This is a genomic window from Streptomyces sp. NPDC006365, from assembly GCF_042870755.1.
Taxonomy (GTDB): domain Bacteria; phylum Actinomycetota; class Actinomycetes; order Streptomycetales; family Streptomycetaceae; genus Streptomyces; species Streptomyces xiangluensis.
Map to the genome: position 1 here is coordinate 39,428 of NZ_JBIAHS010000014.1, position 20,044 is coordinate 59,471.

Annotated in this window: 22 protein-coding genes; 9 read left to right on the plus strand and 13 right to left on the minus strand. The window is 70.5% G+C overall.

Annotated features, from left to right (window positions below; genetic code table 11):
- Window positions 1-5: 5 nt before the first annotated feature.
- Window positions 6-701 (minus strand): lysoplasmalogenase, encoded by a 696-nt coding sequence (locus ACFYO0_RS31305; protein WP_388682778.1) that lies wholly within the window; start codon window positions 699-701, stop codon window positions 6-8.
- Window positions 698-1,609: a sterol desaturase family protein gene (locus ACFYO0_RS31310; protein ID WP_388682780.1), complete on the minus strand. Its 912-nt coding sequence runs from the start codon at window positions 1,607-1,609 to the stop codon at window positions 698-700. The genes ACFYO0_RS31305 and ACFYO0_RS31310 overlap by 4 nt, the downstream gene beginning before the upstream one ends.
- A 193-nt stretch (window positions 1,610-1,802) precedes the next feature.
- On the opposite strand from ACFYO0_RS31310, the gene ACFYO0_RS31315 reads away from it, so the two are divergent.
- The 5 genes from ACFYO0_RS31315 (at window position 1,803) to ACFYO0_RS31335 (ending at window position 6,839) form a co-directional block, all read left to right on the plus strand.
- Window positions 1,803-2,798 (plus strand): DEDDh family exonuclease, encoded by a 996-nt coding sequence (locus tag ACFYO0_RS31315; protein ID WP_388682781.1) that lies wholly within the window; start codon window positions 1,803-1,805, stop codon window positions 2,796-2,798.
- Between the two features lie 174 nt (window positions 2,799-2,972).
- Window positions 2,973-3,206 (plus strand): hypothetical protein, encoded by a 234-nt coding sequence (locus tag ACFYO0_RS31320; RefSeq protein ID WP_328772585.1) that lies wholly within the window; start codon window positions 2,973-2,975, stop codon window positions 3,204-3,206.
- Window positions 3,207-3,282: 76 nt separating this feature from the next.
- Window positions 3,283-4,077 (plus strand): SURF1 family protein, encoded by a 795-nt coding sequence (locus ACFYO0_RS31325; protein ID WP_388682784.1) that lies wholly within the window; start codon window positions 3,283-3,285, stop codon window positions 4,075-4,077.
- 229 nt (window positions 4,078-4,306) lie between these two features.
- Window positions 4,307-6,079: a glycoside hydrolase family 15 protein gene (locus ACFYO0_RS31330; RefSeq protein ID WP_388683155.1), complete on the plus strand. Its 1,773-nt coding sequence runs from the start codon at window positions 4,307-4,309 to the stop codon at window positions 6,077-6,079.
- Window positions 6,080-6,083: 4 nt separating this feature from the next.
- A complete protein-coding gene (locus ACFYO0_RS31335) occupies window positions 6,084-6,839 on the plus strand; it encodes an SDR family oxidoreductase (RefSeq protein ID WP_388682786.1) in 756 nt (251 codons plus the stop codon).
- On the opposite strand, the gene amaP is transcribed toward ACFYO0_RS31335, so the two are convergent.
- From amaP to ACFYO0_RS31360, 5 genes are read right to left on the minus strand one after another with little or no spacing between them, the layout of a single operon-like run.
- The gene (amaP, locus tag ACFYO0_RS31340) at window positions 6,836-7,414 is read right to left on the minus strand and encodes an alkaline shock response membrane anchor protein AmaP (RefSeq protein ID WP_388682789.1); all 579 of its coding nucleotides are present in this window, start codon (window positions 7,412-7,414) and stop codon (window positions 6,836-6,838) included. The genes ACFYO0_RS31335 and amaP overlap by 4 nt on opposite strands.
- Window positions 7,415-7,420: 6 nt before the next feature.
- A complete protein-coding gene (locus ACFYO0_RS31345; RefSeq protein WP_388682791.1) occupies window positions 7,421-8,101 on the minus strand; it encodes a DUF6286 domain-containing protein in 681 nt (226 codons plus the stop codon).
- Entirely contained in the window at window positions 8,098-8,490 is a 393-nt protein-coding gene (locus ACFYO0_RS31350) for an Asp23/Gls24 family envelope stress response protein (protein ID WP_388682794.1), read from the minus strand. The genes ACFYO0_RS31345 and ACFYO0_RS31350 overlap by 4 nt, the downstream gene beginning before the upstream one ends.
- Window positions 8,491-8,495: 5 nt before the next feature.
- Window positions 8,496-8,681, minus strand: coding sequence for a hypothetical protein (locus tag ACFYO0_RS31355; protein WP_388682796.1), 186 nt, complete (start codon window positions 8,679-8,681; stop codon window positions 8,496-8,498).
- Between the two features lie 33 nt (window positions 8,682-8,714).
- Window positions 8,715-9,209 (minus strand): Asp23/Gls24 family envelope stress response protein, encoded by a 495-nt coding sequence (locus tag ACFYO0_RS31360; RefSeq protein WP_388682799.1) that lies wholly within the window; start codon window positions 9,207-9,209, stop codon window positions 8,715-8,717.
- Between the two features lie 89 nt (window positions 9,210-9,298).
- Between ACFYO0_RS31360 and ACFYO0_RS31365 the strand changes: the two genes are divergently transcribed.
- A complete protein-coding gene (locus ACFYO0_RS31365) occupies window positions 9,299-10,039 on the plus strand; it encodes a nucleopolyhedrovirus P10 family protein (protein ID WP_388682802.1) in 741 nt (246 codons plus the stop codon).
- A 190-nt stretch (window positions 10,040-10,229) separates the two neighbouring features.
- Here ACFYO0_RS31365 and ACFYO0_RS31370 read toward each other — a convergent pair whose 3' ends face one another.
- The 3 genes from ACFYO0_RS31370 to ACFYO0_RS31380 all read right to left on the minus strand — a co-directional run bounded on the left by ACFYO0_RS31370 (window position 10,230) and on the right by ACFYO0_RS31380 (window position 13,346).
- On the minus strand, window positions 10,230-11,021 hold the full coding sequence (locus ACFYO0_RS31370; RefSeq protein WP_388682803.1) for an enoyl-CoA hydratase/isomerase family protein: 792 nt from the start codon (window positions 11,019-11,021) through the stop codon (window positions 10,230-10,232).
- 132 nt (window positions 11,022-11,153) lie between these two features.
- Window positions 11,154-11,375 carry a helix-turn-helix domain-containing protein gene (locus ACFYO0_RS31375; RefSeq protein ID WP_006123601.1) on the minus strand — a complete coding sequence of 74 codons (222 nt, stop codon included), beginning with the start codon at window positions 11,373-11,375 and terminating at the stop codon, window positions 11,154-11,156.
- Between the two features lie 372 nt (window positions 11,376-11,747).
- Entirely contained in the window at window positions 11,748-13,346 is a 1,599-nt protein-coding gene (locus ACFYO0_RS31380; protein ID WP_386345455.1) for an ABC-F family ATP-binding cassette domain-containing protein, read from the minus strand.
- 330 nt (window positions 13,347-13,676) lie between these two features.
- Between ACFYO0_RS31380 and ACFYO0_RS31385 the strand changes: the two genes are divergently transcribed.
- Window positions 13,677-14,090 carry a VOC family protein gene (locus ACFYO0_RS31385; RefSeq protein ID WP_388682807.1) on the plus strand — a complete coding sequence of 138 codons (414 nt, stop codon included), beginning with the start codon at window positions 13,677-13,679 and terminating at the stop codon, window positions 14,088-14,090.
- A 53-nt stretch (window positions 14,091-14,143) separates the two neighbouring features.
- Here ACFYO0_RS31385 and ACFYO0_RS31390 read toward each other — a convergent pair whose 3' ends face one another.
- The 3 genes from ACFYO0_RS31390 to ACFYO0_RS31400 form a co-directional block, all read right to left on the minus strand.
- On the minus strand, window positions 14,144-15,547 hold the full coding sequence (locus ACFYO0_RS31390) for a hypothetical protein (protein WP_388682810.1): 1,404 nt from the start codon (window positions 15,545-15,547) through the stop codon (window positions 14,144-14,146).
- Window positions 15,548-15,748: 201 nt separating this feature from the next.
- Window positions 15,749-16,876: an alpha/beta hydrolase gene (locus ACFYO0_RS31395; protein WP_388682812.1), complete on the minus strand. Its 1,128-nt coding sequence runs from the start codon at window positions 16,874-16,876 to the stop codon at window positions 15,749-15,751.
- 71 nt (window positions 16,877-16,947) lie between these two features.
- Window positions 16,948-17,643, minus strand: coding sequence for a class II aldolase/adducin family protein (locus tag ACFYO0_RS31400; RefSeq protein ID WP_388682814.1), 696 nt, complete (start codon window positions 17,641-17,643; stop codon window positions 16,948-16,950).
- Window positions 17,644-17,837: 194 nt separating this feature from the next.
- Here ACFYO0_RS31400 and ACFYO0_RS31405 point away from each other — a divergent pair, with 194 nt between their 5' ends.
- Window positions 17,838-18,617 carry a lysozyme gene (locus ACFYO0_RS31405; protein WP_388682815.1) on the plus strand — a complete coding sequence of 260 codons (780 nt, stop codon included), beginning with the start codon at window positions 17,838-17,840 and terminating at the stop codon, window positions 18,615-18,617.
- Between the two features lie 197 nt (window positions 18,618-18,814).
- Window positions 18,815-20,032 (plus strand): anion permease, encoded by a 1,218-nt coding sequence (locus ACFYO0_RS31410; protein WP_388682817.1) that lies wholly within the window; start codon window positions 18,815-18,817, stop codon window positions 20,030-20,032.
- The last annotated feature ends 12 nt before the right edge of the window (window positions 20,033-20,044 follow it).

The following is a 20,044-nucleotide window of genomic DNA, read 5'->3' on the forward strand; positions in this document are numbered from 1 at the left end:
CGGCGTCAGTTGGTGACCAGGGCCTTGGGGGCGGCGCGCCCGGCTACGTCCAGCACCCCACGCGCCAGCAGGAGTTGCGCGGCGACATAGGTGGCCATGATCCAGAACTCGGGGCTCGGGAGCTGTGGCCACTCGGCGACTCCGGTCGCGATGAGCGTGTCCGAGAGCATGAAGAGGGCGCCTCCGAGGGCGGCAGTGAGGCCAAGGCGGGTTGCCCGGTACGCCATGGCCGTGAGCAGCACGCTGTAGCCGGCGACAGGGACCCGCAGTTCGGGAGGCAGGTCCGGCCACAGAAGGGCGACGGTCGTGACGAGAGCGACGCCGTAACCGGCCGCCGGCCAGGCGGCACGCACGCGTGGAGCCCCATTTTCCGCGTCGTGCCCCAGGAAGGCGTGCCTCTTGAAGAGCACGAGGTAGCAGACGTGCCCGGCCGCGAAGGAACTCATCCCGGCGAGGAACGCCGTGTCGACGTCGAACAGCAGGAGCACGTCGCCTCCCCAGCCGAACAGGAGGGCGGCGACGAGGAGTCGAGGCCCGCCGCGGAGGCCCACATGTGCGGCGAGCAGCGGCATCAGCAGCGGCTTGGCGAGCGCGTGCCCGAGGCCGGAACCGAACACCAGACAGACGAGATCGACGACGGTGACGAGACCGAGGGCGACGAGCGCCACGCGCGCATGGCGCTCGCGGCGGCCTGGGTTCACGCGACCGTCCCGGTGACTGTCCCTGTGGCCGTGTCCGAGACCGGATCACCGACCTCCTCGACACCGGCAGGCGTCGGCGGCTGCCAGCCGGGCCCCCGGAACACCCGCCCCGCCCGCTCACGCCAACTGCCCGCCGCGCGCAGGTCCCTGGCGATGGCGGCGTACTCGTGCGTGGCGACGCGCAGGGGGTTGTACGTGTCGATGTTCTTCGTCAGCCCGTACACCGGCCGCTCGGTCTCCGGGACGAACGAGCCGAAGAGTCGGTCCCAGACGATGAGGATCCCTCCGAAGTTGCGGTCCAGATAGCCACCTTGGGAGGCGTGGTGGACGCGATGGTGCGACGGCGTGTTGAAGACGAACTCGAAGGCGCGGTGGAGCTTTCCGATGCGCTCGGTGTGGATCCAGAACTGGTACACGAGGTTCGCGGACGAGCAGAACGCGAGCGCGGCCGGATGCACGCCGAGGGCGACGAGAGGAACGTAGAACGGCCAGACGGTCCAGGTCGTCCACGGCTGCCTGAGTGCGGTGGTGAGGTTGAACTTCTGGCTGGAGTGGTGCACCACGTGGCAGGCCCACAGGATGCGGATGACGTGATGCCCGCGATGCGACCAGTAGTAGAAGAAGTCCTGCGCGAGCAGCATCAGCGGCACGGTCCACCACAGGACGGGCACGCGCAGGGGCGTCAGCTCGTAGACGGCCGTGTAGATGGCGACGATCGGAATCTTCCACAGCAGGTCGAAGCCCAGGCTGCCCAGCCCCATGGAGACGCTCGTCACGGCGTCCTTCGCCTCGTACCCCGCGGCAGCCCCTTCGGCGGCTGGATGTATCCGGACACTCACCATTTCGACAACGGTGAGCAGCACGAAGGCGGGTATCGACCACAGCACGACATCGGGCAGGTTCGGCATGTGTGCACCGTAGAGCGGCCGTTGAGCTGCGGCCAGACGTTGTTACCCACAAGTATTACCTGGGGTACGCGCTTGCTTCTTGGCCATCTCCACCAAGAGACGCAGATGGCCGGGCAGCTGACGGACGCTCGGGGTCGCGAGCGAGGGAGTCCGGCGAACGGACTGTCAGTCGTGCCCTTTATCCTCGGTGACCATGCTCGAAGACCGTACGTCCGCAGCGTCCGCAGCCTCGTGGCCGGCCGCGTATCCGCAGGGATACGCGGTGGTCGACGTGGAGACCACCGGCCTGGCCCGCGACGACCGCATAGTGTCGGCCGCGGTCTACCGGCTGGACGCACGCGGTGAGGTCGAGGACCACTGGTACACGACGGTCAATCCGGAGCGGGATCCCGGGCCGGTGTGGATCCACGGCCTGACGAGCGAGGCACTCGAAGGCGCGCCTCTTTTCCGGGACATCGCCGAGGAGTTCGCGGCCCGGCTCGACGGCCGTGTGCTCGTCGCGCACAACGCCGTCTTCGACTGGTCGATGATCGCCCGGGAGTACGCGCGCGCGGAGCGCGAGGCGCCGGTCCGTCAGCGGCTGTGCACCATCGCGCTCTCCAAGGAGCTGGGCCTGCCGCTGGCCAACCACAAGCTGGCGTCGCTCGCCGCGCACTTCGGCGTCGTACAGCAGCGCGCGCATCACGCGCTGGACGACGCGCGCGTGCTCGCCGAGGCGTTCCGGCCGAGTCTGCACGCCGCCGCGCGCGACGGCGTACGACTGCCGCTGCTGGAGTGCCGGCCCCTCACGGAGTGGGCGGACGGGTCCGCGCCGCGCATCGGCCGGCAGTCCGGCGGCGGAGGCTACGGCGGATACGGGCCCGGAAGTTGGCGCCCCTCCCGCAAGCGGCCCGCGTGCCCTTACCCCAACCCGGGCCGGTACGAACCGGGCAGACCACTCAAGCAGGGCATGCGGATCGCGTTCTCCGGGGACACCTCGGTCGACCGCGAGCTCCTGGAGGACCGGGCCGTCGACGCCGGACTGCATGTCGCGACGAGCCTGTCCCGGCTCACCAGCCTCCTCGTCACGAACGACCCGGACTCCGGTACGTCCAAGGCAGTCAAGGCCCGCCAGTTCGGCACGCCGGTCGTCGACGAGGCGGCCTTCGGACAGCTGCTCCTGGATGTGGAGCCGGCCGAGGGTGCGTGACGGGGACCGCCCCGGCCCGCGGCGCGAGATCCTGGCCCACGGACGCAGGCGGGGCCGGGCATACGACGAGAGATCCAGACGTACGGCGCGGGATCCCGGGCGTACGGGTGATTGGCGGGCGACTCGCCACGCGGCCGCTCGCCCGTGCCGTCGCGGCGGCCCACCCTGTGGCGCATGGCACGTTGCGAGGTCTGCGGAAACGACTACGGGATGTCCTTCGAGGTGCACGCGCAGGGCGCGGTACATGTCTTCGACTGTTTCGCCTGCGCCATCCACCGTATGGCACCCATCTGCGAGCACTGTCGCGTCCAGATCATCGGCCAGGGGGTCGAGGTCGGAGGCCAGTGGTTCTGCGGGGCGCACTGCGCCCGCTCGGAGGGGAAGGTGGGGATCATCGACAAAGTGTGAGGGACCCTCGGCGCACGTTCACCCTCGGCGGGACCCTCCCGTCGAGGGCCGATTCATGCGGGGTAACGTCAATGGGGTGTACCGCTTTCTGTTGTCCCGGCAGTGGGTGATCCTCACGCTGGTCGCCCTCCTCCTCATCCCCACGATGATCAGGCTGGGCATCTGGCAGATGCACCGCTACGAGGAGCGCACCGCCCGGAACCAGCTGGTCTCCGAGGCGCTGGGCGCCAAGCCGGTGCCCGTGGAGAAGCTCACCTCCCCCGGGCACCGCGTCACCAGCGACGAGCGGTACCGCAGTGTGACCGCGAAGGGCCGCTTCGACACCGACGACGAGGTCGTCGTCCGCCGCCGCACCAACTCCGACGACGAGGTCGGCTACCACGTCCTGACCCCCTTCGTCCTCGACGACGGCAAGGTCCTTCTCGTCAACCGGGGCTGGATCCCCGGGGCCCCGACCCAGACGGCCTTCCCCAAGATCCCCGCACCGTCCCGCGGCGAGATCACCGTCACCGGGCGGCTCATGCCCGACGAGACGACCGAGGCGAGCGGCATCAAGAACCTCGAGGGCCTGCCGGACCGGCAGATCATGCTGATCAACAGCGGGCAAGAGGCCCGCCGCCTCGGCAAGCAGGTGCTCGGCGGCTACATCGCGCAGACAGCACCCGCGCCGAAGGGCGCCACCCCGGAGCCGATCGGCAGGCCCGGCGACGAGGACGCCGCACTGAACTACGCGTACGCGGTCCAGTGGTGGCTCTTCGCGGCAGGCGTCCCCCTGGGCTGGGTGATCCTGGTCCGCCGTGAGCGCCGGGACCGGGCGGAGGCCGCGGCCAAGACGGAAGCGCCGGAGGCGGCGACACCGGCCTCCGTGTAGGCGGACCGCCCGGAGGCGACACCGGCCGCCGCATGGTCGTAACCCCCGGGTGCCACCGGCCGGCCGTACAGCCCGGACCGCCGACACGATCCCATCCTGATTGGTCACCGGCCGTGACGGGAACCCGTCACCCGTGCACTCATCGAACGAGCCCCTCCCACCCAACGGGTCCGAGGCGCCCCACACAGCCGAGTACGAAGCCGGGAAAGCGGACGGGACCGCCCCCGCCATCGAGGACTACGCGCTGATCGGCGACCACCAGACCGCCGCCCTGATCGGGCGGGATGGTTCGATCGACTGGCTGTGCCTGCCCCGGTTCGACTCGGCGGCCTGCTTCGCGAAGCTGCTGGGGGACGAGGAGCACGGTCACTGGAGGCTTGCGCCGAAGGGCGCGGAGGCGTGCACACGGCGGGCGTACCGGCCTGAGTCACTCGTGCTCGACACCGAGTGGGAGACCGCCGAGGGGACGGTGCGCGTCACCGACCTGATGCCGCAGCGCGACCGCTCTCCCGACGTCGTGCGCGTCGTCGAGGGTCTCAAGGGCCGCGTGACCATGCGCAGCACCCTGCGGCTGCGGTTCGACTACGGCTCGATCGTGCCGTGGATGCGCAAGTCGGACAGCCATCGGGTGGCCGTGGCAGGCCCGGACTCGGTGTGGCTGCGCAGTGAGCCCAAGGTCCGTACCTGGGGCAAGGACTACAGCACACACTCGGAGTTCACGGTCGCCGAGGGCGAGAAAGTCGCCTTTGTGATGACCTGGCACCCCTCACACGAGCCGCGCCCCCCGCTCGTCGACCCGCACGAGGCGCTGGCCTCAAGCGTCGAGGACTGGCGGGCATGGGCGGCCCGCTGCCGTTACCGGGGCCCGCACCGGGACGCGGTCGTCCGCTCCCTGATCACCCTCAAGGCCCTCACGTACGCGCCGACCGGCGGCATCGTCGCGGCGCCCACCACCTCGCTCCCGGAGGAGTTCGGCGGCGTACGCAACTGGGACTACCGCTACTGCTGGCTGCGTGACTCCACGCTCACCCTGGGCGCGCTGCTGACGTGCGGCTACCACGAAGAGGCCGAGGCGTGGCGCGACTGGCTGCTGCGTGCGGCGGCGGGTGACCCGGCGGATCTGCAGATCATGTACGGGCTCGCGGGCGAGCGGCGGATCCCCGAGTACGAGTTGCCGTGGCTGCCGGGATTCCAGGGCTCGCGTCCGGTCCGGGTCGGCAACGACGCCGTACGCCAGTTGCAGCTCGACGTGTACGGCGAGGTCATCGACTCCCTGGCGCTGGCGCTGCGCGCGGGCCTGCCGACCAAGCCGCACATGTGGCGTCTGCGGGAGGCCCTGATGGAGTTCCTGCGGTCCAACTGGCGCAGGCCCGACGAGGGCCTGTGGGAGGTACGCGGTCCGCGCCGGCACTTCGTGCACTCGAAGATCATGGCGTGGGTGGCCGCCGACCGCACCGCCCGGGCCCTGGAGGAGAACCCCGGCCTGAGCGGCTACCCGGACCGCTGGCGCGCGATGCGCGACGAGGTGCACCGCGAGGTGTGCGAGCGCGGCTACGACCCGGAGCGGAACACCTTCACGCAGTTCTACGGCTCCCGTGAACTGGACGCCTCGCTGCTGCTCATCCCCCGTACCGGCTTTCTGCCGCCGGACGATCCGCGGGTCATCGGCACGATCGACGCGATCCGCGACGAGCTCGCTCATGACGGATTTCTGCGCAGGTACTCCTCGGAGCCGACGATGATCGACGGGCTGCCGGGCCATGAAGGCGCGTTCCTGGTCTGCTCGTTCTGGCTCGCGGACGCGCTGCATCTCACGGGGCGTGCGAAGGAGGCGCGCGAGCTGTTCGAGCGCTTGCTCACGCTCTGCAACGACGTGGGGCTGCTGTCCGAGGAGTACGACCCCGTCGAGGGCCGTCACCTCGGCAACTTCCCGCAGGCGTTCAGCCATATCGGACTGGTGGGCACCGCCCTCACCCTGTTCGGCGAGGAGGGGGCAGGATAGGGGCATGGATCTTGGACTGAAGGACCGTGTCTACGTCGTCACCGGGGCCACCCGCGGCCTGGGCAACGCCTCCGCGCGGGAACTCCTCGCCGACGGCGCGAAAGTGATCATCACGGGCCGGGACGAGAAGACGGTGGCCGAGGCCGCCGCGGCTCTCGGCCCGAACGCCCACGGAGTCGCCGTCGACAACGCCGACCCGGCGGCCTCGGCAAATCTGATAGCCGCCGCACGGGAGCGCTTCGGCGGCTTCGACGGCATTCTGATCAGCGTCGGCGGCCCGGCACCCGGCTTCGCCGCCGACAACACGGACGAGCAGTGGCAGTCGGCGTTCGAGTCGGTCTTCCTGGGCGCGGTCCGGCTGGCCCGCGCGGCTGCCGCGGAGCTGGCCGAGGGCGGAGTCATCGGCTTTGTGCTCTCCGGTTCGGTGTACGAGCCGATCTCGGGCCTGACCATCTCCAACGGTCTGCGCCCGGGGCTCGCGGGCTTCGCCAAGTCGCTCTCGGACGAGCTCGGCCCGCGCGGCATCCGCGTCGTGGGCGTGCTCCCGGGCCGTATCGCCACGGATCGCCTGCGCCAGCTCGACGGACTGTCCCCCGACCCGGAGGCCACCCGCGCGGCCAACGAGTCACGCATCCCGCTGCGCCGCTACGGCACCCCGGAGGAGTTCGGGCGGACGGCCGCGTTCCTGCTGTCACCGGCTGCGTCGTATCTGACGGGGGTCATGGTTCCTGTTGATGGCGGGGCTCGGCGCGGGTTCTAACTGACCCGTTCCGCCCGGTGCTTGACCCCGCGAAGGCGTACTTCGGCGGGCAGCGCGGCCAGCCCGGCCGAGTCCCTGGCGTGAGCGAGGGCCTGGGTCGTCAGGACGTGCAGTGCGTCGCCGGGGTCGGCGTGCGGTTCGAGGAGCAGCTGTACCCGTGCTTGAGGGGTGCTGCGCCTGCCGGTCAGCGCTGCCTGCGCGCGCTGTACGCCGTCCAGTGCGCCCGCCTCGCCGGCCAGCACGCCCTCCAGGGCGCGCCCGCGCAGCAGTGCCCCCTCGCCGTCGCCTGTGTCGACGAGCACCTCGGCCAGCCGACGCCGTCGTAGTATCGCCGTCAGCCACCACAGGGCGAGCAGCACGGTGACGGCGAGTACGGCGATGACGGTGGGCCACCACCAGCCCTCGTCCCGCCAGCGGGTCCGGTCCGCGTCGCTCAGCAGCACATCCCGCTGCCCGTCGTGGACCCACCACGAAGGCGGCTCAAGACCGAGGCCCACGGCGAGCACTGAGCCGCCGCCCACGATGAGCAGCAGGCCTGCGAGCCCCACGAGAACACGGTTCACGATCCTCAGCACCGGCCGTCACCCCTTCCGGTTCTTGTTCGCCCGCACGACATGCACGGACAGGGCGGGCCGCCGGGCCAGCCCGAGCCCCTTGATGCCCGCGGCGAGCGCGGCGTCCAAGTCGGCGCGTACGTCGTCGAGTTCACGGAAGTGCGACACCGCCCGCACACCGACCTTCCTACGCCCCACTCGGACTCGTGCCGAGCGCACGCCGGAGACCTCCATGGCCCGGTCGCGCAGCATCGTGGCGGCCGCACCCCGGTGCAGACCGGCCCGTACGTCGGTGTGGGGGCGACGCATGGGCAGTACGTCCCGAAGACCGGGCGTCACGGCGAGCAGCAGCAGCCAGACGCCGAGAGCGGCCGCGATCCCGGCGCCGACGAGCACCCAGATGTCGTCGAGGGGCCGCTCGGCGAGCTCCCGGGCGAGGGACCTGCGCCAGGCCATGGCGGACCGGTCGAGGCGCACGGCGACGATGTCGTAGAGCAGGAGGCCCGCGCCGGCCAGGACCAGCAGTGCGAGGATGCCCGCGGGGACGCGGCGTCCGGACCAGAAGCGGCCGTTCCCGTCGTCCTCGGCGTCGGCGGTGGGCAGCGGGTCGTACGCCGCCGCGGACGCGGACTGACCGAGTTCGCTCTCGGCCGCCTTCTCGATGACGGGCAGTTGGCGGGTGCTCTCGGCGCCCTGGGACTCGCTCATTGGGTCCTCCCCTCTGCCGCGCCGCGTGCCTGCGCGGAGTGCAGGCCCTGCACCTGGACGGCGACCTCGGGCACCTCCATACCCGCCAGCATCCTTACCCGCTGTGTGACTTGGCGACGCACGGCGGCGCACTGGGCGCCGATGTCGGAGGGGTATTCGAGTTCGAGGCCGATCCGGACGCGGGCCACGCCATGGTGCACGACGACGGTGGCGTGCGGCGGCCCGGCGTCCGGGGGCAGCACGTCCAGTGCCTCGCGCGCCGCCTGCGCGGCGATCTTCGAGACGACGCGGTCGGCGACGCGGAGCGCACCGCGTTCCGCAGGTGCGACGGTCCGGCCGGGGCTGCCGGGCCGGATGGGGGCTCCGGCCGCGGCGAGCTCACCGGTCACGTGCGTCACCGCCGCCGGTCGCCGCGGGTACGGAAGAAGTCACCGAGTTCCCAGTCGCCCTCCAGAAAGCGGCCCACCACGAAGCCGACGGCGCCAAGGGCCGCCACGAGGAGGAAGGCACCGAACCCGCCGAAGTATCCGGCGAAGCCCAGCGCCATTCCGGCGATCATGCCGATCGCGGCCATTCTCATGCTGCGCTCCTCTGCCCATCAAAGGGGGCGGTGCTACTGAAGCCGGGTCTCTTCTTCCTCTTCTTCCTCTTCCGGCAGTTTGACATCGCTGACCGCGATATTGACCTCGACGACTTCAAGACCCGTCATCCGTTCGACGGCCGAGATGACGTTCTCGCGCACGGCGCCGGCGACGTCGGTGATCGAGACGCCGTAGTCGACGACGATCTCCAGGTCGAGGGCCGTCTGCACCTCGCCGACCTCGGCCTTCACGCCCCGGGTCACGGATTTCGTACCGCCTGGGACGCGGTCCCTCACCGCTCCGAAGGTGCGCGAGAGCCCGCTGCCCATCGCATGCACCCCGAGCACATCGCGGGCTGCGAGCCCGGCGATCTTCTCCACCACACCGTCCGCGATCGTGGTACGTCCCCTGGAGGCCGGGTCGCCTCCCCCGCGCTTGGTCACACTGGGCCTGCGGGGCTGTACATCCGGCGCCCCTTTCTCGCCCTCGGGATTGTCCGTCCGGTTCCGCTGCGTCATGTCCGTCATCGCCCTGCGTCCCTTCCGGCTTGCGCTCCTTCCCTCACACTAAGTGTGGTTGCACGGCAGCGCAGCAGGTGATGCGGCAGGCTGGAGCAATGATGGCGGACCAGTGGACCCGGGCAGTACGACGTCAGCTCAGTTTCGGCAGGCTCCTTCCACTGGGCGGCCCGCGCGACGGCGCCTGGATCACGGAGAGGGCGGCCGAGTCGGTGCTGCGCCGCGCCGCGCGCCATGTGCCGGGCGTACACCTCGGCACGCTACGGCTCGCGCTCGCCGACCCGGACCAGACATACGTGGCCGCCGTACCGCCTCCGCCCAGCGCCCTGCCGCCGGGGCCACTGCGGATCAGCGGCGAGTTCACCGCCACCCTCGCGACCGGCGAACCCCTCCCCACCCTCGCGTCTCGCCTCCGCGCGACTCTGGCCGAGGCGGCGACGGAGCGGCTCGGGCTGACGGTCACGGAGGTGGATCTCCGGGTGACGGGATTGCTGGAAGAGGGGGACGAGACCGACGTACCTCCTGATGAACGGCAGCAGACCAAGGAACCTGAGCCTGAGCCGACACTGGAAGACGACGAGTCCCGAGTGGCAGCCGCCGCGCTCACTGTCCCGGGCGTAGCCCGCCTGACGGGCACACTCGCCGGCCTGGGCCGCGCGGTGCACATCGAGGAACACTCCGGTGAGGCCACCCTGCCGCGCCGTCACGTCCGCGTGGAGCTCGAGGTTCACGCGGACCGGCGAGCACTGGAGGTGGCGCGTGAGGTCCGGGAGGCGGCGAGCGAAGCACTCCCGGACCACCCGTCGGTGGCGGTACTGATCACGAGGATCACAGAATGAGCCGACCCGGTGGGACGCGCCCCTTTTGAGGGGCGCGGGGCGGTATCAATTTACGGCTCCGCCGCGATGGGGTTCCCCCGCTCATGGGGGTCCCCCCGGCAGAGCGATTCCGAGAAGGGGGAGAAGTCGAGAGTGGGGGAGCGACGAGTCGCAATGGACCCGCAGCTTCGAACGGCCTCCAGCAACGCGCCTAGTCACCGATTCCGGCAAGGTCCCGCAACCGCCGCCCCTGCGCGGAGCGCTCCGCGACCCGCTGGTCCTCATACGTGCGGTCAACGGCACCCTGGAGCAACGCCTTCGTCTCGACAAGCGCATCGCGAGGCGCAGCCGACAACGCCGCCCCCAAATCCCGTACCGCATCGTCGAGCTGCCCCACAGGCACGGCAAGATTCGCCAGCCCCGTACTCACGGCCTCCTCGGCCAGAACGACGCGTCCCGTCGCGCAGATCTCCAGCGCACGGGCGTACCCGACCAGCCCCACCAGCGGATGCGTACCCGTGAGGTCGGGCACGAGCCCGAGGCTGGTCTCGCGCATGGCGAACTGCACGTCGTCCGCAACGACGCGCAGGTCACAGGCGAGAGCGAGCTGGAAGCCCGCCCCGATGGCATGCCCCTGCACGGCGGCGATGGACACGATGTCGCTGCGCCGCCACCAGGTGAAACCCTCCTGGTACCCGGCGATCGCCGCATCGAGCTCGGCATCGGAACTGCGCGCGAGTTCGATGAACGACGGCTCGCCCTCGAACCCCTCGGGCGTGAACGCCTGCCGATCGAGACCCGCGGAGAAGGACTTGCCCTCCGCGCGCAGCACGACAACGCGAACGGTGCCCGGCAGCAGCCGCCCCGCTTCGGCCAGCGCCCGCCACAGAGCAGGGCTCTGCGCATTGCGCTTGGCCGGATTGGTCAGCGTCACCGTGGCGATCGCCTCGTGGACGGTGAGCCGTACGCCGTCCTTGTCGAGTACCGGGTCGAGCGAAGCCATGGGGCGCCTCCGATGGGTGCGGTCAGAGCGGGTGCCGTACGCGCGCACCCTCAAGTGACTGCACAGTAACCACCCGGCCGGTCACCCGACCGACCGGGTGGCCACCATCGGAGAACAAGGAGCCGCCCGGCTTCAGGCCGAGGCGGCCTTCTTACCGCGAGTCGCTCCGCCACGCCCTCGGAGCGTGACTCCCGACTCGCTGAGCATCCGGTGGACGAAGCCATACGAGCGGCCGGTCTCCTCGGCCAGTGCCCGGATGCTCGCACCGGAGTCGTACTTCTTCTTCAGGTCTGCCGCGAGCTTGTCGCGCGCGGCGCCGGTCACCCGGCTGCCCTTCTTCAGAGTCTCGGCCACCCGTGCCTCCTCATGGGAAGTGCGCTCTGGACTTCTCATGATCACCCCTCGAGAGCTTCCTGGCCACCCATTCGGCAAGGTCCGTAGGACAAGCTTTGAGTCGCGGAAGCTCATCCTCACGAGCGGAATCCTTTGTTCCGGGCAGCGGTGTCCGTACGGCCGAACGGGTTCACGCGCGAAGGTCCAGGTCAGCGGAGCGGAGCGGCCGAGCCCCGGCCGGCCGAGGGCCCGCCCGCGAAATCGATGTACGACACACCTCGGTACGAGGAGATCTCACACAGATGATGGATCACGGATGAGCCGAATGATCCATACGCAGTTGATCAGTCATTCGATCAAGCCCCGCTGACCCCGCCCCGGACCGTGCGCGGCTCAGGCGAGGGCCACAAGGTCTGCGTAGTCCGCGCCCCACAGGTCCTCGACGCCGTCGGGCAGCAGGATGATCCGCTCCGGCTGGAGTGCGTCGACTGCGCCCTCGTCGTGGGTGACGAGGACGACGGCGCCCTTGTAGGTGCGCAGGGCGCCGAGGATCTCCTCGCGGCTGGCCGGGTCGAGGTTGTTGGTCGGTTCGTCGAGGAGGAGGACGTTCGCGGACGACACCACGAGGGTGGCGAGCGCGAGGCGGGTCTTCTCGCCGCCGGACAGGACCCGGGCCGGCTTGTCGACGTCGTCGCCGGAGAACAGGAAGGAGCCGAGGGTCTTGCGTACCTCGACGAGGTCGAGGTCGGGGTTCGCGGAGCGCATGTTCTCCAGCACTGTGCGATCCGGGTCCAGGGTCTCGTGCTCCTGCGCGTAGTAGCCGAGCTTGAGTCCGTGGCCCTCCACGACCTGGCCGGTGTCGGGCTTCTCCACGCCGCCGAGGAGCCTCAACAGGGTCGTCTTTCCGGCGCCGTTGAGGCCCAGGATGACGACGCGTGAGCCCTTGTCGATGGCAAGGTCGACGTCGGTGAAGATCTCCAGAGAGCCGTACGACTTCGACAGGCCCTCCGCGGTCAGCGGTGTCTTGCCGCAGGGCGCGGGCTCGGGGAAGCGCAGCTTGGCGACCTTGTCGGACTTGCGCTCGGCCTCCAGGCCGGCCAGCAGCTTGTCGGCGCGGCGGGCCATGTTCTGTGCGGCGACGGTCTTGGTGGCCTTGGCACGCATCTTGTCGGCCTGCGAGTGGAGCGCGGAGGCCTTCTTCTCGGCGTTCTGCCGCTCGCGCTTACGGCGCTTCTCGTCGGCCTCGCGCTGCTGCTGATACAGCTTCCAGCCCATGTTGTAGACGTCGATCTGGGAGCGGTTGGCGTCGAGGTAGAACACCTTGTTGACGACCGTGTCGACGAGGTCGACGTCGTGGGAGATCACGATGAAGCCGCCGCGATACGTCTTGAGGTAGTCGCGCAGCCAGACGATCGAGTCGGCGTCGAGGTGGTTCGTCGGCTCGTCGAGGAGCAGGGTGTCGGCGTCCGAGAAGAGGATGCGGGCCAGCTCGATACGCCGGCGCTGGCCGCCGGAGAGTGTATGCAGGGGCTGGCCGAGCACCCGGTCCGGCAGGTTGAGCGCGGCGGCGATGGTGGCGGCCTCGGCCTCGGCGGAGTATCCGCCCTTGGTGAGGAACTCCGTCTCCTGGCGCTCGTACTGCCTGAGTGCCTTGTCGCGGGTGGCGCCCTGGCCGTTCGCGATGCGCTGTTCGTTCTCGCGCATCTTGCGGATCAGGGTGTCCAGGCCGCGAGCGGACAGGATGCGGTCGCGGGCGAGCATGTCGAGGTCGCCGGTACGGGGGTCCTGCGGGAGGTAGCCGACCTCGCCGGAGCGGGTGACGGTGCCCGCGGCGGGCACGCCCTCACCTGCGAGGACCTTGGTGAGCGTGGTCTTGCCCGCGCCGTTGCGGCCGACCAGGCCGATGCGGTCGCCCTTGGCGATACGGAAGGTGGCGGACTCGATGAGGATGCGGGCACCGGCACGCAGCTCGATACCGGAGGCGGAAATCACGGACAGACTCCAGGGCGGGGTTGATGACGGAGTGGGCGAATGAGGTGGTGCCGCCGTAGCGCGCCCTTGGAAGTGTGGTGGCGGGCGACGGGCGGGGCGATCACGCCGTCTAATGCGCGAGGAGAATGGCCATGGGGCCAGTCTAACGGGGGTCTGCAACCAGTTTTTCAGCGTGCGCATGTTCTACGTCACCTTTACGGCCCGGCAGTTCGTTGCCCCAGGAGCCGTGGATTCCGGCTCCGAGGGCGTTGTCAGTGCCGGGTGCGAGACTGGGAACAAGTCGGATTCAGCAGGTCACATGCGGCGACGAGGCGAGAGGAAGTGGTCGGCATGGCGGGCACGGTCGGCGGACGCCCGAGCATCTTTCCGACGCTGCTGTACGGGGACGCGAAGGCCGCGATCAGGCAGCTCACGGAGGCCTTCGGCTTCATCGAGGCATCGGTGTACGAGGGCGAGGACGGCACGGTGCTGCACGCGGAGCTGGTGCAGGGCAATGGCGCGGTGATGCTCGGTTCCAGGGGCCGCGGCGGGCGCTTCGACGAGGCGATGAAGGGCTCGACCCACACCGGGGTGTACGTCGTCGTGGACGACGTCGACACGCACCACCAGCGGGCCGTCGACCACGGGGCGGAGATCCTCATGCCCCCGACGGACCAGGACTACGGATCGCGGGACTACATGGCGCGTGACCTGGAGGGCAATGTCTGGAGCTTCGGCACGTACGCCCCCGAAATGCAGACCTGACGCCGAATCCCGAATCCGGGCCTGACCCCGCCGCCCCCACTCGGCGACGCGCCTCAGTTGCCTCCGGTGTGCACCTGGAAGGCGGCGCGGCGCACGGCCCTGGCCAGGGCCGGGTCGGGGTGAGCGGCGGCGAGGGCGACCAGGACCTGCACGGTGCGGGGGTGGCCGACGGCGCGGACCTCGTCGAGGAGCGCGGGCACGGTGGGCTGCACCGCGGACTCCAAGTGCCGTACGAGCAGCGGGGCTTCGCCGTGGTCGGCGACGGCCGCGGCGGTGTCCACCCACAGCCAGGTGGCCTCGTCGCGGGTGAGGATCTCGTGGGCGTCCTCGGGGTCGTGACCGTCGTGCTCGGCAAGCCACAGCAGGGCGTACGGGCGCAGGTGGACCTCGTCGACGATGGCGCGTACGTCCGGCTCGGCGGGGGCGCCGACGACGCGCAGTGCCTCGAAAGCGAGCCCGCGCAGCAGGGCGTCCTCACCCCGGGCGGCGTCGAGGAGTTCGGTGACGGCGCTGCCGACGGGGCGCGCGGCGAGCCAGGCGCGGTATTCGGCACGGGCCGCGTTCGGGCGCAGCTGGGCGCAGCCGCGGAGCATGTCCTCGGCCGACTGCTCGATGTTCCCGGCGGGGCTCTGCGCGGCGACGCAGATCTGCTCCAGTTTGACCCACACCGCCCAGCTGCCGAGCGGGGTGAGCGTGGCCTGGCCGTCGGCGCAGGTGAGGGCGCCCACGGAGGCGAGGGCGCCCAGAGCCCAGTCGAGGAGGGGGGCGAGAGGGGTGTCCTGTGCAGGTTCCTCCACCGGCTCGGGCTGCGGGCCGTACGGGATTTCGCAGCGCTCGGTGCGCAGTTCCGTGACGCGCTGGTCGAGGAGGTCGAGGAGTTGGGTGACGGGGACGGGGCCAGCCGAGAGCTGGAGGAAGGAGAGCACCTGGGGCATCGCGGAGACGACCTCGGCGACGGCCGCGTGCTCCCGGTCCTCGGGCTCCGGACAGGCGAGCGACCAGGCGTCGAAGAGGGCGACCCAGCCGCGCAGTACGGCGCTGTCGTCGCGGTTCCAGGCGCGCAGCCGCCAGCCGGGGCGGGCGCTGTGGCCGTGCACCTCGATGAGGCCCGCGAGACGTGCGGTGTCCCAGTCCGCGCGGACCTGAGCCGGAGTCAGCCCCAGGTCGTCAGCGGCCCGTTGGGCGGTCGCCTCGGAGAGCGTGCCCGTGCCGTCGGGTGGCGTGCCGTCGAGGTCCCGGCCGGGGCTGAGCGCGGCGTCGGCCCAGCGGGCGACACGGGCCGCGCCGGCGAGCTGGGCGCGTGCCATGCGGGCCAGCTCCGCGGGCGCCGGGGTGCCCTCGGGCGGGCGCGGTGCGGGTCGGCGCGTACGCCGCTGGTCCATCGCTCGGGGAGCGGCGGCCAGGGGTCGTGAGCGGACGAGTCGGAGCCTGGAGTCGCGCGGGATACGGGACGTCACGGGGGCAGTCTTCCGGTTGACGGTCCGAAAACCCAAACGGAATGTCGCGGAGGGCGACAGGAGAGGCCAACGCACCGGGCTCCACGGGCGCTCACAGCCCCGGCAACCAGGCACTCAGGGTCGAACCGGAAGCCGAGGGGGAACGTGAGGAACAGGAAGGAGCCGAGGGAGGCCAGGGAGGAAGGCGAGGGGAGCCGAGGGCTACATCAGCGGAGTGAGGAAGCGGCGCAGGGCCTCTTCGTAACCGGCCGGGTCGGCGTTCCACATGGCTCCGTGCGGGGCGTTCCGGACGGTGTGCAGGGTGACCAGGTCGGGACGGCGGTCGGCGAGACGGCGGGAGTGCGCCCAGGGGGCGACCGCGTCGTCCGGGCCGTGCAGGACGAGGACCGGCACCTTGAGCAGATCGGGGTCGGCCGCGCCCTGGATCCGGTCACCCTGCAGGCCCGTGCGGCCCTGAGCGGCGCGGACGGCCAGCGGAAGCAGGGCGCCGGGGGTACGGCGGGCCGCGGCGAGGGCGCGCAGCGTGTCCTCCCAGCTGAGGACGGGCGAGTCCAGCACGAGCCCGGAGATCCGGTCGCGCAGCGCGGAGTGCGCGGCGGCGCGCACCGCCATGGTGGCGCCGGTGGACCAGCCGTACAGGACGACCTCTTCGGCGCCGGAGCGCACGGCGTAGCGGATCGCCGCGTCGAGGTCGGGCCACTCGGTCTCGCCGAGGTGACAGAGGCCGTCTGGTGGGCGGGGTGCGCCGGGGTCACCGCGGTAGGCGAGGTCGAGAACCGGGAAGCGGAGGCGGTGCAGCAACTCCATGACGTTCATGGGGTGTTCGCGGGTGCTGCCCAGACCGTGCACGGTGATCACCCAGGGCTCGCGGGCGCCGGGCAAGAACCAGGCGGGCAGGGCGCCGAGTTCGCCGGGGATGTCGACGTCGGTGTGGTCGAGGCCGAGCGCGGTGCTCGGGTCGCCGATGTGCACGGTCGGGGTGAACCACACCTTGTCGCCGGCTTCCAGCGTGCCGCGGGTGACGCGTTCCAGTCGGCGTACGACCGTGTCGGCGGGGTGCGGAACGGCGTCCAGGACCGTACCGACGACGGCATGGCTCGCGTTGCCGCTCAGGCCGTACATGCCGGGCCGCTGGGAGGCCAGGGCGCGGGTGAGCGTGATCCGCCCGGCAGCCGTGGCGTGCACGGTGAGCCGGGGTTCGGTGGGCAGCGGTCGGTCCGGCGACGCCTTCAGGGCGGCGTCGCTCGCGAAGCGGCCGGCCGCTACGGTGGCGGCTCCGGCGGCCAGGGCGGCGGTGACGGCCGCGGCCGTCACTTTCACTGTGCGCACGGGTCCAGTCTCCAGACGGAGCGCGCTGTCGGCCAGCCGAAGGGACCGTGAAAAGTGCGCCCGGAGGGCGGTCACGGCTGGCCGTACCCCTTCAACCGCTCCCCCACCTCCGCCACCTGCTCCCGGCTCAGCAGCGACGGCGAGTGACCCGGAAGCGACGACGCCGTCAGCCACAGGCGGCACATCCACTCCAGCTGGGCCGTGCGGTCGTAGGCCTGGAGGAGGGTGGTGCCGTAGGTGAGGGTGCCGTGGTTCTGGAGGAGGCAGGCCGTGCGGTTCCGCAGTGCCCGGAGCATGTTCTCGGCCAACTTTTCCGTGCCGTAGGTCGCATAGGGGGCGACGCGGACGGGGCCGCCGAGCGCGGCGGCCATGTAGTGGATGAGCGGCAGCTCGGCGAGCGTGGAGACGGCCGTGGCGTGCACGGCATGGGTGTGGACGACGGCGCGGGCGTCGGTGGCGCGGTAGACCGCCAGATGCATGGGCAGTTCGCTGGTCGGAACGAGTGAACCGAGCACCTGCCGGCCGTCGAGACCGACCCCGCAGACGTCCTCGGGCCCGAGTTCGTCGTACGGGACTCCGGTCGGTGTGACCAGGACGGTGTCCCCGACCCGGACCGACACATTGCCCGACGTTCCGACGACCAGCCCTTCGGACACCGTCCGGCGGGCCGTCGCCACAAGCTCGCGCCAGGCCCGTTCCGTCGCGTCGCGCGCGCCCTGCCCCGCCACGTCCCGCCCGCCCCCTGCGTCCCACCGCTGTTCGGCCATGTCGCGATCCTGCCAGCCGCGCGCGCCGGACGGCGCAGGCCAGGGCACTTTAGGGCGGAACGCGCACCTCCGAAAGGGCGCATATACGAACAGAACGCCCACCCGGATCAATTGGCCGACGACCGACGGAGTTTCACGGATCTTCCAATAATCTCGGGGAGATTTGTCGTGCACGCCGCCATTCCGGGGGAAAGATGGCCCGTGATCGCAAACCGTCCCGAAGTCGCCGGCTGTCCCGAAGTCGCCAACCGTCCCGAAGTCGTCGCGCCCGTTTCGCCATGCTCTCCGTGGCGACTCTGACCATCGGAACCACCGCCCTCATCGAGGTTCCGGTCTCGGCGGCAGCCAAACCCAGGGGGCACGACGTCTCTTCGCACCAGAAGAACGTCAACTGGTCGAAGGCGAAGAGCAAAGGCGCCAAGTTCGTCTATGTGAAGGCGACCGAGTCCCACACCTACCGCAATCCCTATTACGGCCAGCAGTACCACGGCGCCCGCAGCGAGGGCCTGGTCCGCGGGGCGTACCACTTCGCGCTGCCGCACAAGTCGTCAGGCAGGACACAGGCGGCGTACTTCGTACGCAACGGAGGCGGCTGGCGGGCAGACGGCTGGACGCTGCCGCCCGCGCTCGACATCGAGTACAACCCGTACGGCAAGAAGAAGTGCTACGGCCTGAGCAAGGCCAAGATGGTCGGCTGGATCAAGTCGTTCAGCAACGAGATGAAGCGGCAGACCGGCCGCCGCCCGGTGATCTACACCACCACGCACTGGTGGAAGAACTGCACCGGCAACAGCTCCGCGTTCGCCTCGAACCACGCACTCTGGCTGGCCCGCTACAGCTCGACGGCGGGGGCGCTGCCTGCGGGCTGGAGGACGTGGACGTTCTGGCAGTACGACAACGGCGGGAGCCTGCCGGGTGACCAGAATGTGTTCAACGGGTCCATGAGCCGGCTCAAGAAGTTCGCGAAGGGCTAGAAGCAAGGACCCGGCGGAGCCCGGCACTCCGCCTCAGTTCGACTACACGCCACCCCTCCGGGTACCTGGAGGGGTGGCGCCTCGTTAGGGGTGGCGTCTCGTTTCGATACATCTCGTGGCCCTACTGAGTTCATCTTCCGTTCATCCAGGTTGCCTACGGTCCACGAGCCGCTGACGTCCAATAGAAGACCAGGTAAATGGAGAACTTCTCGCTGATCCTCGCGATAGTGGTGGTCACCGCCCTCGCGTTCGATTTCACGAACGGTTTCCACGACACCGCCAACGCGATGGCCACCACCATCTCGACCGGCGCGATGCGGCCCAAGGCCGCGGTGGCCATGTCCGCCGTACTCAATCTCGTCGGCGCCTTCCTCTCGATCGAGGTCGCCAACACCATCTCCAAGGGCCTGGTCGACGAGTCCGGCATCCAACCCGAGGTGATCTTCGCCGCGCTCGTCGGCGCCATCCTCTGGAACCTGCTGACCTGGCTCGTAGGCCTGCCGTCCAGCTCCTCGCACGCCCTCATGGGCGGCCTGATCGGCGCCACCATCGCCTCGGCCGGCGTCGGCGCGGTGCACGGCGACGTCCTGGTCACCAAGGTGCTGATCCCCGCGATCGCCGCCCCGCTGGTCGCGGGCCTTGCCGCGATGCTCGCCTCCAAGCTGACGTACAGGCTCGGCAGGAACGCGAACGGCGAAGCCGCCAAGAAGGGCTACCGCACAGGTCAGATCGCCTCCGCGGGCCTCGTCTCGCTGGCTCACGGCACGAACGACGCGCAGAAGACCATGGGCATCATCACCCTCGCTCTGGTCACCGGCGGCGCCATCGCCCCCGACTCCGACCCGCCGGTCTGGGTCATCCTCTCCGCCGGCCTCGCGATCGCACTCGGCACCTACCTCGGCGGCTGGCGCATCATCCGGACGATGGGCAAGGGCCTCACCGACCTCCAGCCGCAGCAGGGCTTCGCCGCCCAGACCAGCGCGGCCACGGTCATCCTGGCCTCCTCACACCTCGGCTTCTCCCTGTCCACCACGCACTCGGTCTCCGGCTCGGTGATGGGCGCGGGCCTCGGCCGCAAGGGCGGTGTGGTCCGCTGGTCCACCGCCACCCGGATGTTCGTCGCCTGGGGCCTGACGCTGCCGGCCGCGGCCCTGGTCGCCGCGGTCGCGGAGTACGTGACCTCCTTCGGCACCTGGGGCACCGCGTTCGTCGCCGTCTTCCTGATCGCGTCCAGCGCCGCGATCTGGGTGGTCTCCCGCCGCGAGGTGGTCGACCACACGAACGTCAACGAGGTCGACGACGCAGAGGAGACCCCCGACGTGGTGACCACGGCCATCGCCGCCGTCACCCCGCCCCCGACGGGCACCGTCGAAGAGCCGGACACCGAGCCCGCCACCCGCACCGCCACGGTCTGAGGAATCCACACC